Below are 14,724 nucleotides of genomic sequence, written 5' to 3' on the forward strand. Positions count from 1 at the left end.
CTAACCTATAAGACCGAACCGTGCTTGTGGCGACCCCGGCGCACCATTAGATTAGCCAATGATGTCTGGCCTCCAAAATAAGCAGAAGGGATAAGCATGGCGCTTACTGACCAGTCCACCCGTATCCGCTCCGGCGAAGAACTCGATGCCAGCCTGATCGATCCGTACCTCAAGGCGCACATTCCGGGCCTGAGTGGCTTGCCTGTGATCAGCCAGTTTCCGGGCGGTGCGTCGAACCTGACTTACCTGCTCGAATACCCCGAACAGGAATTCGTCCTGCGTCGGCCGCCGTTCGGTCACAAGGCCAAGTCCGCCCATGACATGGGCCGCGAATTCCGCATCCTCAATCAGCTGCGGGACGGTTTCCCCTATTGCCCCAAAGCCTACGTGCACTGCACCGACGAATCGGTGATCGGCGCCGAGTTTTATGTGATGGAACGGGTCAAGGGCATCATCCTGCGCGCCGAACTGCCGCCGGAACTGGGGCTCGATTCGGCGAAGACCGAAGCCCTGTGCAAGAGCTTCATCGACAAATTCGTGGAACTGCACCGGGTCGACTACAAGGCCTATGGCCTGGGCGACCTCGGCAAACCCGAAGGTTATGTAGCGCGGCAAATCAAAGGCTGGAGCGAGCGCTACGAAAAAGCCCTGACCCCGGATGCGCCAAAGTGGGAAGCGGTAAAGGCCTGGCTCAACGACAAGATGCCGGCCGATCACCCGACGTCGAGCATCGTCCACAACGACTACCGCTTCGACAACGTGATCCTCGATCCCGAGAACCCGATGCAGATCATTGGCGTGCTGGATTGGGAGTTGACCACCCTCGGCGACCCGCTGATGGACCTGGGCAACACCCTCGCCTACTGGATCGAAGCCGACGACCCGGCGCCGGTGCAACTGATGCGCCGCCAGCCAAGCCACGCTCCCGGCATGCTGACCCGCCGTGAGTTCGTCGATTACTACGCCGAGCGCGCCGGCATCCAGATCGACAACTTCGACTTCTACTACACCTACGGCCTGTTCCGTCTGGCCGGCATCGTGCAGCAGATCTACTACCGCTTCTTCCATGGTCAGACCCAGGACAAACGCTTCGCGCAGTTCATTCACATGAACAAACTGCTGGAGCAGATGAGCTTGCAGGTCATTCAGAAATCCAGCCTCTGATCAGGCCCCATAACAAGGAAAAATCATGTCAAAGACTCAGTTGTTCGACCTCGACGGCAAGATCGCTTTCGTCTCAGGTGCCAGTCGCGGCATTGGTGAAGCCATCGCCAAACTGCTGGCGCAGCAAGGCGCCCACGTGATCGTTTCGAGCCGCAAGCTCGACGGCTGCCAGCACGTCGCCGACGCAATCATCGCCGCCGGCGGCAAGGCCACCGCCATTGCTTGCCACATCGGTGAGATGGAACAGATCACCCAGGTCTTCGCCGCCATCCGCGAACAATTCGGGCGCTTGGACATCCTGGTCAACAACGCCGCGACCAACCCGCAGTTCTGCAACGTACTGGACACCGACCTCAGCGCCTTCCAGAAAACCGTCGACGTGAACATTCGCGGCTACTTCTTCATGTCGGTTGAAGCCGGCAAACTGATGCGCGAACACGGTGGCGGCAGCATCATCAACGTCGCCTCGATCAACGGTATTTCGCCGGGGATCTTCCAGGGCATCTACTCGGTGACCAAGGCTGCCGTGATCAACATGACCAAAGTCTTCGCCAAGGAATGCGCGCAATTCGGCATCCGTTGCAACGCCTTGCTGCCGGGTCTGACCGACACCAAATTTGCTTCGGCTCTGGTGAAAAACGACGCCATTCTGCAAACCGCGCTGCAGCAGATTCCGCTCAAGCGTGTGGCGGATCCGAGCGAGATGGCAGGGGCGGTGTTGTATCTGGCGAGTGATGCTTCGAGCTATACGACTGGGGTTTCGTTGAATGTGGATGGTGGATTTCTGTCCTGATTTGGTTCTGCGAATAAACCGAAGGCTGCCTCAGGGCTGCCTTTTTGTTTTCAGCACTCACCACTGATCGTTCCCACGCTCTGCGTGGGAATGCCTCACCGGACGCTCTGCGTCCGCTCTTTGGGGACGCGGAGCGTCCCTGACTGCGTTCCCACGCAGAGCGTGGGAACGATCAGATTCCCGCAAGAATATTTATTCCACAATTTGCATATTGGGAATTTTTGTTCCATAAATAGCCCTCCTGAAAATAAAAATCCAAAGGACCCCGGCTATGCGCGAACTCGGTATCGGACTCATCGGCACAGGTTTCATGGGCCGCGCCCACGCCTTGGCCTTTCGCAACGTCAGCGCCGTTTTTGAATTACCGCTGAACCTCAAACTCGCCGCCCTCGCCGACGCCGACCCGCAACGCGCGCGCCACTGCGCCGACGCCTGGGGCTTCGATACCGCTCACAGCGACTGGCAACAGCTGATCAATGACCCCAAGGTCAACCTGATCGCCATCACCACCCCTAACCATCTGCACTACCCCATGGCCATGGCCGCCCTCGCCGCCGGCAAGCCGGTGTACTGCGAAAAGCCGTTGGCGGTGAACCTCGAACAGGCCAGCGCAATGCGTCTGGCTGCTAAAGCCGCAGGCGTGGTAACGCGGGTCGGTTACAACTACCAACACAACCCGATCATCGGTCTGGCTCGCGATTTGATCCAAAGCGGCGCGTTGGGGCAGATCATCAGTTTCCAGGGCGAATTCAGCGAAGACTTCATGGCCGACCCCGTATCACCCTGGTCCTGGCGCTGCGACGCCAGTTACGCCGGCGGTGCCTTGGCGGACCTGGGCAGTCACTTGCTGGCCATGGCCCGTCATCTGCTGGGCGACGTCGAGGCGGTGTGCGCGGATACCCAGACCGTACATGCACAACGCCCCGCAACGTCAGGTGGCCAGGAGCAACGTGAGGTCGCGGTCGACGATCAGGTCCACGCGTTGCTGCGATTCGCCAACGGTGCGCGAGGGACGTTCAGCAGCAGCTGGCTCAAACACGGTTACAAGAATCACCTGAGTTTCGAAATCAGCGGCACCCAGGGCACCCTGGCGTTCGATCAGGAACGTTTGAATGAACTGCGGATGTATCGCGCAGGGCAAGGCGGTTTCCAACGGCTGCTGGCCGGGCCGGATTTACCGGGTTATGCCGCCTTCAGCCCGGCGCCGGGGCATCAGTTGGGTTACAACGAACTCAAGACCCTTGAAGTGCATGAGTTGGTGATGGCGCTGGCCGGCCTGGGTCAGGACGGGACAGATTTCGAACAAGCGTGGGAAGTCGAACGCTTGGCGACGGCGATTCGTTTGGCGGCACTAGAGTCGCGGTGGGTCAGGATCGAGGAAGTCTGACCCACCACTCAGGCCACACCCGCCAGTCGCGCAGTAGGCAACTGGCGGTACACACCATCACGCCGGAGCAAACTTACTGAGTGACACAACGGGTCATGGTAGTGGTCCGGGTCACCTGCCCTTCAGCCCTCACCTCACCCTGCACTTCGGTGTTTTCGGAGGTCTGACAGGTACGAACCGGTGGCGGTGGCGGCGCAGCGGGTGGTGGAGGTGGCGGACTGGCGCAACCACCCAGAATCGCCGCGCAGAATGCGAGCGACAGTGGCGAAAAAGCACATTTTCCAAAACTGTTCATAGGCTGACCCGCGGTAAGTGATCGACATTTTCCGCGACTCGAAAACCACCCCGCGAACCCGCGGCCCTGTCACAGAAAAGAAATACCCTCGCATTCCTTATAGCTTAGCTACCCGCCAATGCCAGAAAGACAGCAACCACTCCATTACCGCAGGCCTGCGGGATATGACGCCTAAAGAGCGGAGGATCGATTCAAGCCACTGCTTTCAAGCTCATAGCGCAGCTCTTCAATCAACGCCGCCACTGCCTCCGGCGTCCGGAGCGTCGCCACGTTCAACCCGCTGACCACCAGATCCACCTGCCCTGTCGCCGGATGGTAAAGCTTCACCGTCAACGAATTATCCCCGGCAAGCGCACACTCACAGGCCAACGGCAAAAAGCTCCGCTCCAACTGCATACGCAATTGCACCAGGTCACTCATCCCGACTCACCTTGGCGACAGCGTAAAATCGACTGCCCGCTTGTTCTTTTCGCACCCATGAGGTTGTTCCTTCAGCTGCATCGAAGAGGACGCGATACCGGGCCCAAGCCACGTCTCGCACCCCGACAGCCTAGAAAAAGCCCCATATGATCAACACATGAAATTGCACCACCCGCACTAGTGCATTTGCACCTTAACGTTGCCCCTTGATCCGCTTCACGCCGGAGAACAGACCTCGCTCGCGAGCCCAGACAATCGCCTCGCTACGGCTATGCACATCGAGTTTGGAATACACCGTCGACACATGATTGCGCACCGTATTGGGTGCCAGCTTCAGACGCGCAGCAATCTCCTTGTCAGCCAGGCCTTCACAGATCAGGCCGAGCACATCGCGCTCCCGGGCGGTCAGGTCGGTGAACGACACACTGGGCAACTGCGGCGAATTGACGTTCTTCACGTTGGCGAGTTTTTCGATCAGCGTGCGGCTGAACCAGGACGCATCTTTCATCACCTCTTCGATCGCCGACACCAACTCCAGCTCGGTGCGTTTGCGCTCGGTGATGTCCATCAACACCAGCAGGTAGCAAGAGCCATCCTGAATGTTCACGGTGTCCGCCGAGACCGCACAATCAATCAGCCCGGCATCCTTCCTGCGCACCCGAACATCGACACGATCCACCCGCCCGCTTTTCTCCAGGGTCGCAAACAGTCGCGTGCGAGCGCCCGCGTCATCAATGAAGCCGAGTTGCGCCACGGTCTTGCCGAGCACTTCATCATTGGGAAATGCGAGGGACTCGAGGAAGGCTTCGTTGACGTCCATCACCACTTGGTCGGCGGCGCGGCACACCAGGATCGGCACCGGAGTGAGGCGAAACGCTTTGGCGAACCGTTCCTCGCTCTGGCGCAGGGCGATTTCGGCCTTGTGCCGAAGCTCCATGTTGACGAAGGAAAACAGCATGCAAGCTTCGTCGTTGAGCTCAAGCGGTTGCCCGGCAACGATCACCTGCTTGCTGCCGCCGTCGGGCAATTGCAGTTCGGCCTGCATCTGCGGAATGGTTGCCCCGTCACGCAAACGCTGCTTGGCCAGATCCTTGTTTTCAGCGCGCTCCAGCACATCCAACTCATAGGTCGAAGCGCCGATCACCTGATCACGGGCATAGCCAGTCATTTCCAGGAAGCCCTGGTTGACTTTGATGTAGCGCAAATCGCTGAGGCGACAGATCACCGCCGGGGCCGGGTTGGCATTGAAGATCTTTTCGAAACGCTGCTCGGCGCTGGCCCATTCGGTGACGTCGTTCATGATCAGCACCAACGACTCCGGCTCACCGGCGCGGTCGGCCAACACCATGCTGCGCACGCTGTGGACCCAGGTGCGCTCATCGTTTTCGACTGGCGTCAACTCGATCAGCACATCGCTGAACGTCTCGCCACGGGCAACGCGGCTGATCGGATAATTCTCCGGCGCTACCGGGTGATTGTTGCGATAACGCAAGGCAAACCGCTGCGCGTACTCCTTGGCATTGGCGCCCAGTTCACCGATCCGACTGACACCGTGCATGGCCAGCGCGGCGTCATTGGCCCAAAGAATGGTCTGGTCGAGCTCCAGCAAAATCACCCCATCGGACAGCCCGGCAATGATCTGCTGCAACTGGCGGCGATTGGTTTCGGTGGTCAGGATGTCCTGGCTCATTGGATCTCCACAATTGCGGCGGCACCTTTGCGCACGGCCCAGTGAAGATTACGACCGCAGACGCTTGCGATAGTGCAAAGCCGGCACCCGCTGCCCTCCCAAAGTAGCCCTATGCTCAATAAGGAAAGAGTGGTTTAGTGCCGTTCTTTGATTATCTGGAGAGTTGCCATGGTGTTTGATTCTCTTCATTTCACCCCCTGGTCCGCCCTCGTGGGAGGGGCGCTGATCGGCGTGGCCGCAAGCGTAATGGTGGTGGCCAACGGGCGGGTTGCCGGGATCAGCGGGCTGTTGGGCAGCCTGCTGGAGCGTCATGATTCAGGACGGGGCGAAAAGGCCCTGTTCCTGCTCGGACTGTTGGTGGCACCGCTGGTCTGGGCGCTGTTTCATGCATGGCCGGTCATCGAATTCAAAACCGGTGCGGTGGGCCTGATTGTCGCCGGATTATGCGTCGGTATCGGCACTCGTTACGGCTCCGGCTGCACCAGTGGCCACGGCGTGTGCGGTATCTCGCGCCTGTCACCGCGCTCCATTGCCGCCACCTTAAGCTTCATGTTCACAGGCTTCGTGACAGTGTTCGTCCTGCGTCATCTGCTGGGGTAAGTAACATGCGCAAACTGACCGCTTTCCTCGCCGGCCTGCTGTTCGGCATCGGCCTGTTGCTGGCCGGCATGGCAAATCCGGCCAAAGTTCTGGGTTTTCTGGACATTACCGGTCTATGGGATCCCTCCCTGGCGCTGGTCATGATCGGGGCCATTGCCGTGGCTTGGGCGCCGTTCCACTGGGCCATGAAACAACCGACGTCCTTGCTGGGGGCGCCGATGCAGTTGCCGGTCAGCCGTGAGCTGGACCGACGCCTGATCGGTGGCAGCCTGCTCTTCGGCGTCGGTTGGGGCATTGCCGGTATCTGTCCCGGTCCGGCGCTGGTGTTGCTACCGACGGGCCACTGGCAGGCCTGGGTTTTCGTCATCGCCATGCTGGCGGGGATGCTGATCTTCAAAGCGTTGCAAACCCGCCGTTGAGCATCCCGCCAACGCAATGAGGCTATCGAACAACCGATGCCTCAAGCCGCTCGCTTGCCACTGGCAATCGCATCCGAAGCCGCCAGCATCGCCCGCAACAACACTGCACACCCTGCGGCCAGGTCATCCGGCGCGGCGTTTTCGATTTCGTTGTGGCTGATACCGCCCTCGCAAGGCACGAAAATCATCCCGGCCGGGCCGAGCTCGGCGAGGAAAATCGCGTCGTGCCCTGCCCCGCTGACGATGTCCATGTGCGACAGCCCCAGCCCTTGCGCCGCGCCGCGTACCGCTTCGACGCAGCCCTTGTCGAAGTACAGCGGCGGGAAGTCGGCGGTGGGAGTCAGTTCAAAGGTCAGGCCGTGTTCCTCGCAGGTGGTTTCGATGACTTCGCGGACTTCGGCGATCATTGAATCGAGTCGCGCCGGCTCCAGATGACGGAAGTCCAGGGTCATGCGCACTTCACCGGGAATCACGTTGCGCGAGCCGGGGTAGGCTTGCAGGCAGCCGACGGTGCCGCACGCGTGGGGTTGGTGGCCGAGGGCGGCGCGATTGACCGCGCCGACGATCACTGAGGCGCCGACCAGAGCATCCTTGCGCAGGTGCATCGGCGTCGGGCCGGCGTGGGCTTCGACGCCGCGCAGTTTCAGGTCGAACCATTTCTGTCCGAGAGCGCCCATCACCACGCCGATGGTTTTGCGCTCGTCCTCAAGAATCGGGCCTTGCTCGATGTGGGCCTCGAAATACGCACCGACGGCGTGGCCGCTGACCTTGCGCGGCCCGGCGTAACCAATGGCGTTCAGGGCTTCGCCGACAGTCACGCCCTCGGCATCGACTTTGGCCAGGGTTTCTTCGAGGGTGAATTTTTCCGCAAACACGCCAGAGCCCATCATGCAGGGGGCAAAACGCGAGCCTTCTTCGTTGGTCCAGACCACCACTTCCAGCGGCGCTTCGGTTTCCACGCCCAGGTCATTGAGGGTGCGCAACACTTCGACCCCGGCCAGCACGCCGAAGCAGCCATCGAACTTGCCGCCGGTGGGCTGGGTGTCGATGTGGCTGCCGGTCATCACCGGTGGCAGGTTCGGGTTGCGCCCCGGACGGCGGGCGAAGATGTTGCCGACGGCGTCGATGCTGACGGTGCAGCCGGCTTCCTCGCACCAGTTCACGAAAATGTCCCGGGCCTGACGGTCGAGGTCGGTCAGGGCCAGTCGGCAGACCCCGCCCTTGACCGTGGCGCCGAGTCTGGCCAGGTCCATGAGCGACTGCCACAGACGGTCGCGGTTGATGTGCTGATGGGTGGATTGCAGAACGTCTATGGCAGCGTTCATGGTGATCTCCTCAGGCAGTTGTTATGGATTTCTTCAGGCAAATTTTTGGTAACTGTGAGGGCGCCATCGCGGGCAAGCCCGCTCCCACAGGGATTTTCAGTGTTCACAAAATCCATGTGGGAGCGGGCTTGCCCGCGATGAGGCCGGTGCTCACACCGCAGATTTCACAGCAGTAGGACTCGGCCGCATCACACTCAACCCGTAATAAATCAGCCCACCAAGGGCCGAACCGGTGAACCAGCCATAGCTGTAAAACCAGCTGAATGCATCGCTGCCCAGCGACAGCAGCGTTAACGCCACCGGCACGCCGAACGCGATAAAGCCGAACCAGTTCCACGCCGGGTAAACGTCATCGCGGTAAAGTCCGGCCAAATCCAGTTGCTGTTTCTTGATCAGGAAATAGTCCACCACCATGATCCCGGCGATCGGGCCCAGCAGGCTCGAATACCCCAGCAACCAGTTGGAATACACCGTCTCCAGGCTTAAATCCGAAACGATCAGCCCGAGCTTTTTCAACAATTCATGAGCCATCAGCGCCAACCCGACCAACCCCGTGAGCATCACCGCCGTGGTGCGGTTGATGTACTTGGGCGCAACGTTCTGGAAATCGTTGGTCGGCGACACGATGTTGGCCGCGGTGTTGGTGGACAAGGTGGCGATGATGATCAGCGCCATGGCCAGTGCGACCCAGACCGGGCTCTGGATATGGCCGATCAGGGTGACCGGATCAGAGACAGTGACACCCACCAGTTTGACCGACGCGGCCGTCATCACCACGCCGAGGGAGGCGAACAGGAACATGGTCAGGGGTAAACCGATGATCTGCCCGACGATCTGGTCCTTCTGGCTTTTCGCGTAGCGGCTGAAGTCCGGGATGTTCAGCGACAACGTGGCCCAGAAGCCGACCATGGCGGTCAGCCCGGCGGCGAAATAACTGGCCACGCCGGCCCCTTCCGGACGCTTGGCCGGGATCGCCAGCAACTCGGTCATCGATACATTCGGCATGGCCCACACCAACAGCCCCACGCCCACCAGCACCAACAACGGTGCCGAGAGGGTTTCCAACCATTTGATCGAGTCCGCGCCGCGAATCACCACCCACAGGTTCAAGGCCCAGAACAGCATGAAGCCGATCACCTCGCCGGTACCGCCAAGGGCCTTCCAGCCATCGAACACCGAGCCGAGAAACAGGTGAATCGCCAGCCCGCCGAACATGGTCTGGATGCCGAACCAGCCGCACGCCACCAGGGCGCGGATCAGGCACGGGATGTTGGAACCGAGAATGCCGAAGGACGAGCGCAGCAATACCGGAAACGGAATGCCGTACTTGGTGCCGGGGAAGGCATTCAGGGTCAGCGGGATCAGCACGATGATATTGGCGAACAGAATCGCCAGCAGCGCTTCGCCCACGGTCAGGCCGAAGTAGGCAGTGAGCACACCGCCGAGGGTGTAAGTCGGCACGCAGATCGCCATGCCGACCCACAGCGCGGTGATGTGCCATTTGTTCCAGGTTCGTTCGCGCACCTTGGTCGGTGCCATGTCGTGGTTGTATCGGGGACTGTCGAGGACATCGCTGCCGGCTTCGAGCTCAAACAAGCCGTCGCGCTCGGTCACTTGCGATCTGATCTGTTGCATGGCCGCTCCACTGTTCTTTTGATTATTTTTGCTCATCAGAGGCTGGCGCAATGCGCGCGAGCCGGACGATGGCCGGAGAAACTGACAACTTTTACGGACCGGCCACGGTGTCAGCGGCGGCATCAATAAACGTGCCGGGTGCCCCGCTTGCGCCTCGGGCAGTGCCATAAAACTTTGCTAACCAACTGATGTTAATCAGCTTTATTTATCCAACTAGCGAGTCCCCGGTCAGTTGCCCTGTCACTCAGGCCGAATGCCAGGCAAGTTGTCCGAACAGTCAGGACTCAATCTGGTGCGTCGATCTTTTTTTGAAAGGTTGCGCATCAACCATAGACCATCCTCAACCGGCTGATTTCACATAGAAAATCTTGACCATATTTCCAACCTGTCAAGTGCGTCAAAATGGTGAGCGGTCTCACCATTTTGGTGATTTTCATTTTTTATCGTTATTTATCAATCAGTTAAAACAGTAATAAGCTTATAAAAAATATTCTTGCTCAATCCACAAACTGCAGCTAGCGTCTATTCTTGACAGCGCTGACAGGAATACACCGATTGGCGTCTGCTTCATATAAAACATCTAGAACCGGCAATAGTCGGTCATGCCTGCGAGGAACTCGGAATGTCTCTGTTGATCCGTGGCGCCACCGTTATTACCCATGATGAAAGTTATCGCGCCGACGTCTATTGCGCTGACGGCGTGATCAAAGCCATCGGTGAAAACCTCGATGTTCCCGCCGATGCGCAAGTGCTCGACGGCAGCGGCCAATACCTGATGCCCGGCGGCATCGATCCGCACACCCACATGCAACTGCCCTTCATGGGCACGGTGGCCAGCGAAGATTTTTTCAGCGGTACTGCGGCGGGATTGGCCGGTGGCACCACGTCGATCATCGACTTCGTGATACCCAACCCACAGCAATCGTTGATGGAGGCCTTTCATCAATGGCGCGGCTGGGCCGAGAAGTCGGCGTCTGACTATGGCTTTCACGTCGCCATCACCTGGTGGAGCGAGCAAGTCCGCGAGGAAATGGCCGAGCTGGTCAGCCAGCACGGGGTCAACAGCTTCAAGCATTTCATGGCCTACAAGAACGCGATCATGGCCGCCGACGATACGCTGGTGGCGAGTTTCGAGCGCTGCCTGGAATTAGGCGCGGTGCCGACCGTGCACGCGGAAAACGGCGAGCTGGTCTATCACCTGCAACGCAAGTTGATGGCCCAGGGCATCACCGGGCCGGAAGCGCATCCGCTGTCGCGGCCTTCGCAGGTGGAAGGCGAAGCCGCGAGCCGGGCGATCCGCATTGCCGAAACCCTCGGCACGCCGCTGTATCTGGTCCATGTCTCGACCAAGGAAGCCCTCGACGAAATCACCTATGCCCGCGCCAAGGGCCAACCGGTTTACGGCGAAGTGCTGGCCGGGCATCTGCTGCTGGACGACAGCGTTTACCAACACCCGGACTGGCAGACTGCCGCCGGGTACGTGATGAGCCCGCCCTTCCGTCCACGCGGTCATCAAGAAGCCCTTTGGCATGGCCTGCAAGCGGGCAACCTGCACACCACCGCCACCGACCACTGCTGCTTCTGCGCCGAGCAAAAAGCCGCCGGCCGTGACGACTTCAGCAAGATCCCCAACGGCACCGCCGGGATCGAAGACCGCATGGCGGTGCTCTGGGATGAAGGGGTGAACACCGGGCGCTTGTCGATGCAGCACTTCGTTGCCCTCACCTCCACCAACACCGCGAAGATCTTCAACCTCTATCCGCGCAAAGGGGCGATTCGTGTCGGGGCCGATGCCGATCTGGTGCTGTGGGACCCGGAAGGCACGCGGACGATTTCAGCCACGACCCATCACCAGCAAGTCGACTTCAACATCTTTGAAGGCAAGACCGTGCGCGGCGTGCCGAGCCACACCGTCAGTCAGGGCCGAGTGGTGTGGGCCGATGGTGATTTGCGGGCCGAGCGTGGTGCCGGTCGGTATGTCGAACGGCCGGCGTATCCGGCGGTGTTTGATTTGCTGAGCAAGCGGGCTGAGATGTGCAGGCCGGTTGCTGTGAAACGCTGAACCTGTACTCCCGATCCGATCGTTCCCACGCTCTGCGTGGGAATGCAGCCCGGGACGCTCTGCGTCCCATTGGAACGCGGAGCGTCCCTTGAGGCATTCCCACGCAGAGCGTGGGAACGATCAGCCCACCAGAGGCAGCACCTCAAATAACCGTGAGGCCAACACCGTGATCAAGACTTTGAACCACCTCCCGCATCCCCATGAGGACGCGGCCGCCCTCGCCGGCCATTTCACCGATCTGGCGCCGCCACTCAACGACCGTCAGGCGCATCTGGAGGCCTCGCGCTGCCTGTATTGCTACGACGCGCCATGCGTGAATGCCTGTCCAAGCGACATCGATATTCCATCGTTCATCCGCAATATCCATCAGGAAAACGTTCAGGGCGCGGCGCAGAAAATCCTCTCGGCCAACATCCTCGGCGGCAGTTGCGCCCGGGTCTGCCCGACGGAAATCCTCTGCCAGCAAGCCTGCGTGCGCAACAACGCCCAGGAATGCGCGCCGGTGCTGATCGGCCTGTTGCAACGCTATGCCGTGGACAACGCGAACTTCAGCGAACACCCGTTCCAACGCGCCGCCGCCACCGGCAAGCGCATCGCCGTGGTCGGCGCGGGCCCGGCGGGTTTGTCCTGCGCTCACCGCAGTGCCATGCACGGCCATGACGTGGTCATTTTCGAGGCGCGGGAAAAGGCTGGCGGTCTCAACGAATACGGAATCGCCAAATACAAACTGGTGGATGATTACGCGCAGAAGGAGCTGGAATTTCTGCTGGGGATTGGCGGGATCGAGATTCGCCACGGGCAGAAACTCGGCGACAACCTGAGCCTCAGCGAACTGCATCAGCAATTCGACGCGGTGTTCCTCGGCATCGGCCTCAACGCCAGCAAACAATTGGGCCTGGCCCATGAAGATGCCCCCGGCCTGCTCGCCGCCACCGACTACATCCGCGAACTGCGCCAGACTGATGACCTGACGCAACTTCCACTGGCCGAACGCTGCATCGTTCTCGGTGCCGGCAACACCGCCATCGACATGGCCGTGCAAATGGCCCGCCTCGGTGCCCGCGATGTGAATCTGGTGTACCGCCGCGGCGTCGAGGACATGGGTGCCACCGCTCACGAACAGGACATCGCCAAGGCCAATCAGGTACGCCTGCTGACCTGGGCACAACCTGAAGAGGTGCTGCTCGACGATCAGGGTAACGTGCGCGGCATGCGCTTCGCCCGTACCCGATTGGTGGAAGGTCGTCTGCAAACCACTGGCGAAACCTTTGAACTGGCCGCCGACGCGATCTTCAAAGCCATCGGCCAGGCTTTCGACGCCGCTGCCCTCGCCGATCCGCTGGCCCGAGAACTCAAGCGTCAGGGCGACCGCATCCTGGTCGACGAACAGCTGCGCACCAGCATTCCCGGCGTGTATGCCGGCGGCGACTGCACCAGCCTCGATCAGGACCTCACCGTGCAAGCCGTGCAGCACGGCAAGCTGGCCGCCGAGGCCATCAACGCTCAACTCATGCTCAACGTGGAGGCTGCGTAAATGGCCGATCTCTCGATTGTTTTCGCCGGCATCAAAGCCCCCAATCCGTTCTGGCTGGCCTCCGCGCCACCGACCGACAAAGCCTACAACGTGGTTCGCGCGTTCGAGGCCGGCTGGGGCGGCGTGGTCTGGAAGACCTTGGGTGAAGACCCGGCGGCGGTCAACGTATCGTCGCGTTACTCGGCGCACTTCGGGCCCAACCGTGAAGTGATGGGTTTTAACAACATCGAACTGATCACCGACCGTTCGCTGGACATCAACCTGCGGGAAATCACCCAGGTCAAAAAGGACTGGCCGGACCGTGCGCTGATCGTGTCGCTGATGGTGCCCTGTGTCGAAGAGTCGTGGAAAAACATCCTGCCGCTGGTGGAAGCCACCGGGGCCGATGGCATCGAGCTGAATTTCGGCTGCCCCCACGGCATGCCGGAACGGGGCATGGGCGCGGCGGTCGGCCAGGTGCCGGAATACGTCGAGCAGGTCACTCGCTGGTGCAAAACTTACTGCTCGTTGCCGGTGATCGTCAAACTCACGCCGAACATCACCGACATCCGCGTCGCCGCTCGTGCCGCCCACCGTGGCGGCGCCGATGCGGTGTCGTTGATCAACACCATCAACTCGATCACCAGCGTCAACCTGGAACGCATGGTCGCCAATCCCGCCGTCGGTAGCCAAAGCACCCATGGTGGTTATTGCGGCTCGGCGGTCAAGCCGATTGCGCTGAACATGGTCGCCGAAATCGCCCGCGATCCTCAGACCCAAGGCTTGCCGATCTGCGGCATTGGCGGGATTGGCAGCTGGCGCGATGCGGCGGAATTCATTGCGCTGGGCAGCGGTTCGGTACAGGTATGCACGGCGGCGATGCTGCATGGCTTCCGGATTGTCGAGGAGATGAAGGACGGTTTGTCACGCTGGATGGACAGTCAGGGCTACGCCAGTGTCTCGGAATTTTCCGGGCGGGCGGTGGGCAATACCACGGACTGGAAGTACCTGGACATCAACTATCAGGTAATTGCGAAGATTGATCAGGAGGCCTGCATCGGTTGCGGTCGCTGCCACATTGCTTGCGAAGATACCTCGCACCAGGCGATTGCCAGCCTCAAACAGGCAGACGGAACGCATAAATATGAAGTGATTGATGATGAGTGTGTGGGGTGCAATCTGTGTCAGATCACGTGTCCGGTGCAGGATTGTATTGAGATGGTGCCGATGGATACCGGCAAGCCGTTTCTGGATTGGAACCATGATCCGAGGAATCCGTACCACGTTGCACTTTAAGCCCTGCGGCGCCTGAACGGACGCCATCGCGGGCAAGCCCGCTCCCACAATGATTTATGTCGTACACAAATTCCGTGTACACCGAGAATCCTGTGGGAGCGGGCTTGCTCGCGAAGAGGCCAGCT

The 14,724-nt window shown here is 60.2% G+C and carries 12 protein-coding genes; 8 read left to right on the forward strand and 4 right to left on the reverse strand.

Translation table 11 applies throughout. From position 1 onward, the window contains the following. Positions 1-96: 96 nt before the first annotated feature. The 3 genes from PSH88_RS16760 to PSH88_RS16770 all read left to right on the forward strand — a co-directional run bounded on the left by PSH88_RS16760 (position 97) and on the right by PSH88_RS16770 (position 3,344). Positions 97-1,164: a phosphotransferase family protein gene (locus PSH88_RS16760; RefSeq protein ID WP_305421600.1), complete on the forward strand. Its 1,068-nt coding sequence runs from the start codon at positions 97-99 to the stop codon at positions 1,162-1,164. A 25-nt stretch (positions 1,165-1,189) separates the two neighbouring features. Beyond that, complete coding sequence (locus PSH88_RS16765; RefSeq protein ID WP_052964181.1) at positions 1,190-1,957, forward strand: SDR family oxidoreductase; 768 nt, start codon at positions 1,190-1,192, stop codon at positions 1,955-1,957. 271 nt (positions 1,958-2,228) lie between these two features. Then, complete coding sequence (locus PSH88_RS16770) at positions 2,229-3,344, forward strand: Gfo/Idh/MocA family protein (RefSeq protein ID WP_305421601.1); 1,116 nt, start codon at positions 2,229-2,231, stop codon at positions 3,342-3,344. A 466-nt stretch (positions 3,345-3,810) separates the two neighbouring features. Here PSH88_RS16770 and PSH88_RS16775 read toward each other — a convergent pair whose 3' ends face one another. Both PSH88_RS16775 and PSH88_RS16780 read right to left on the reverse strand, forming a co-directional pair. Next, complete coding sequence (locus tag PSH88_RS16775) at positions 3,811-4,059, reverse strand: DUF1652 domain-containing protein (protein ID WP_305421602.1); 249 nt, start codon at positions 4,057-4,059, stop codon at positions 3,811-3,813. A 193-nt stretch (positions 4,060-4,252) separates the two neighbouring features. Then, complete coding sequence (locus PSH88_RS16780; RefSeq protein WP_305421603.1) at positions 4,253-5,749, reverse strand: helix-turn-helix transcriptional regulator; 1,497 nt, start codon at positions 5,747-5,749, stop codon at positions 4,253-4,255. A 168-nt stretch (positions 5,750-5,917) separates the two neighbouring features. On the opposite strand from PSH88_RS16780, the gene PSH88_RS16785 reads away from it, so the two are divergent. Then, positions 5,918-6,349 carry a YeeE/YedE family protein gene (locus tag PSH88_RS16785; RefSeq protein ID WP_305421604.1) on the forward strand — a complete coding sequence of 144 codons (432 nt, stop codon included), beginning with the start codon at positions 5,918-5,920 and terminating at the stop codon, positions 6,347-6,349. 5 nt (positions 6,350-6,354) lie between these two features. Further along, positions 6,355-6,768 (forward strand): DUF6691 family protein, encoded by a 414-nt coding sequence (locus tag PSH88_RS16790; protein ID WP_305421605.1) that lies wholly within the window; start codon positions 6,355-6,357, stop codon positions 6,766-6,768. 41 nt (positions 6,769-6,809) lie between these two features. Here the strand turns inward: PSH88_RS16790 and PSH88_RS16795 are convergent, their stop codons facing one another. After that, positions 6,810-8,093, reverse strand: a complete 1,284-nt coding sequence (locus tag PSH88_RS16795; RefSeq protein WP_305421606.1) for a Zn-dependent hydrolase — start codon at positions 8,091-8,093, stop codon at positions 6,810-6,812. A gap of 150 nt (positions 8,094-8,243) precedes the next feature. Next, positions 8,244-9,728, reverse strand: a complete 1,485-nt coding sequence (locus PSH88_RS16800) for an NCS1 family nucleobase:cation symporter-1 (RefSeq protein WP_305421607.1) — start codon at positions 9,726-9,728, stop codon at positions 8,244-8,246. A 622-nt stretch (positions 9,729-10,350) separates the two neighbouring features. Between PSH88_RS16800 and hydA the strand changes: the two genes are divergently transcribed. The 3 genes from hydA (at position 10,351) to preA (ending at position 14,599) form a co-directional block, all read left to right on the forward strand. Then, a complete protein-coding gene (gene hydA / locus PSH88_RS16805) occupies positions 10,351-11,790 on the forward strand; it encodes a dihydropyrimidinase (RefSeq protein WP_305421608.1) in 1,440 nt (479 codons plus the stop codon). A 166-nt stretch (positions 11,791-11,956) separates the two neighbouring features. Beyond that, positions 11,957-13,324, forward strand: a complete 1,368-nt coding sequence (locus tag PSH88_RS16810; RefSeq protein ID WP_305421609.1) for an NAD(P)-dependent oxidoreductase — start codon at positions 11,957-11,959, stop codon at positions 13,322-13,324. After that, complete coding sequence (gene preA / locus PSH88_RS16815) at positions 13,325-14,599, forward strand: NAD-dependent dihydropyrimidine dehydrogenase subunit PreA (RefSeq protein ID WP_305421610.1); 1,275 nt, start codon at positions 13,325-13,327, stop codon at positions 14,597-14,599. Positions 14,600-14,724: the final 125 nt, after the last annotated feature.

The sequence above is a fragment of the Pseudomonas wuhanensis genome, from assembly GCF_030687395.1.
Taxonomy (GTDB): Bacteria; Pseudomonadota; Gammaproteobacteria; order Pseudomonadales; family Pseudomonadaceae; genus Aquipseudomonas; species Aquipseudomonas wuhanensis.

Coding starts and splice junctions, on each gene's coding strand:
- PSH88_RS16760 (WP_305421600.1), top strand. CDS start 97: ATGGCGCTTACTGACCAGTCCACCCGTATCCGCTCCGGCGAAGAACTC.
- PSH88_RS16765 (WP_052964181.1), top strand. CDS start 1,190: ATGTCAAAGACTCAGTTGTTCGACCTCGACGGCAAGATCGCTTTCGTC.
- PSH88_RS16770 (WP_305421601.1), top strand. CDS start 2,229: ATGCGCGAACTCGGTATCGGACTCATCGGCACAGGTTTCATGGGCCGC.
- PSH88_RS16775 (WP_305421602.1), bottom strand. CDS start 4,059: ATGAGTGACCTGGTGCAATTGCGTATGCAGTTGGAGCGGAGCTTTTTG.
- PSH88_RS16780 (WP_305421603.1), bottom strand. CDS start 5,749: ATGAGCCAGGACATCCTGACCACCGAAACCAATCGCCGCCAGTTGCAG.
- PSH88_RS16785 (WP_305421604.1), top strand. CDS start 5,918: ATGGTGTTTGATTCTCTTCATTTCACCCCCTGGTCCGCCCTCGTGGGA.
- PSH88_RS16790 (WP_305421605.1), top strand. CDS start 6,355: ATGCGCAAACTGACCGCTTTCCTCGCCGGCCTGCTGTTCGGCATCGGC.
- PSH88_RS16795 (WP_305421606.1), bottom strand. CDS start 8,093: ATGAACGCTGCCATAGACGTTCTGCAATCCACCCATCAGCACATCAAC.
- PSH88_RS16800 (WP_305421607.1), bottom strand. CDS start 9,728: ATGCAACAGATCAGATCGCAAGTGACCGAGCGCGACGGCTTGTTTGAG.
- hydA (WP_305421608.1), top strand. CDS start 10,351: ATGTCTCTGTTGATCCGTGGCGCCACCGTTATTACCCATGATGAAAGT.
- preA (WP_305421610.1), top strand. CDS start 13,325: ATGGCCGATCTCTCGATTGTTTTCGCCGGCATCAAAGCCCCCAATCCG.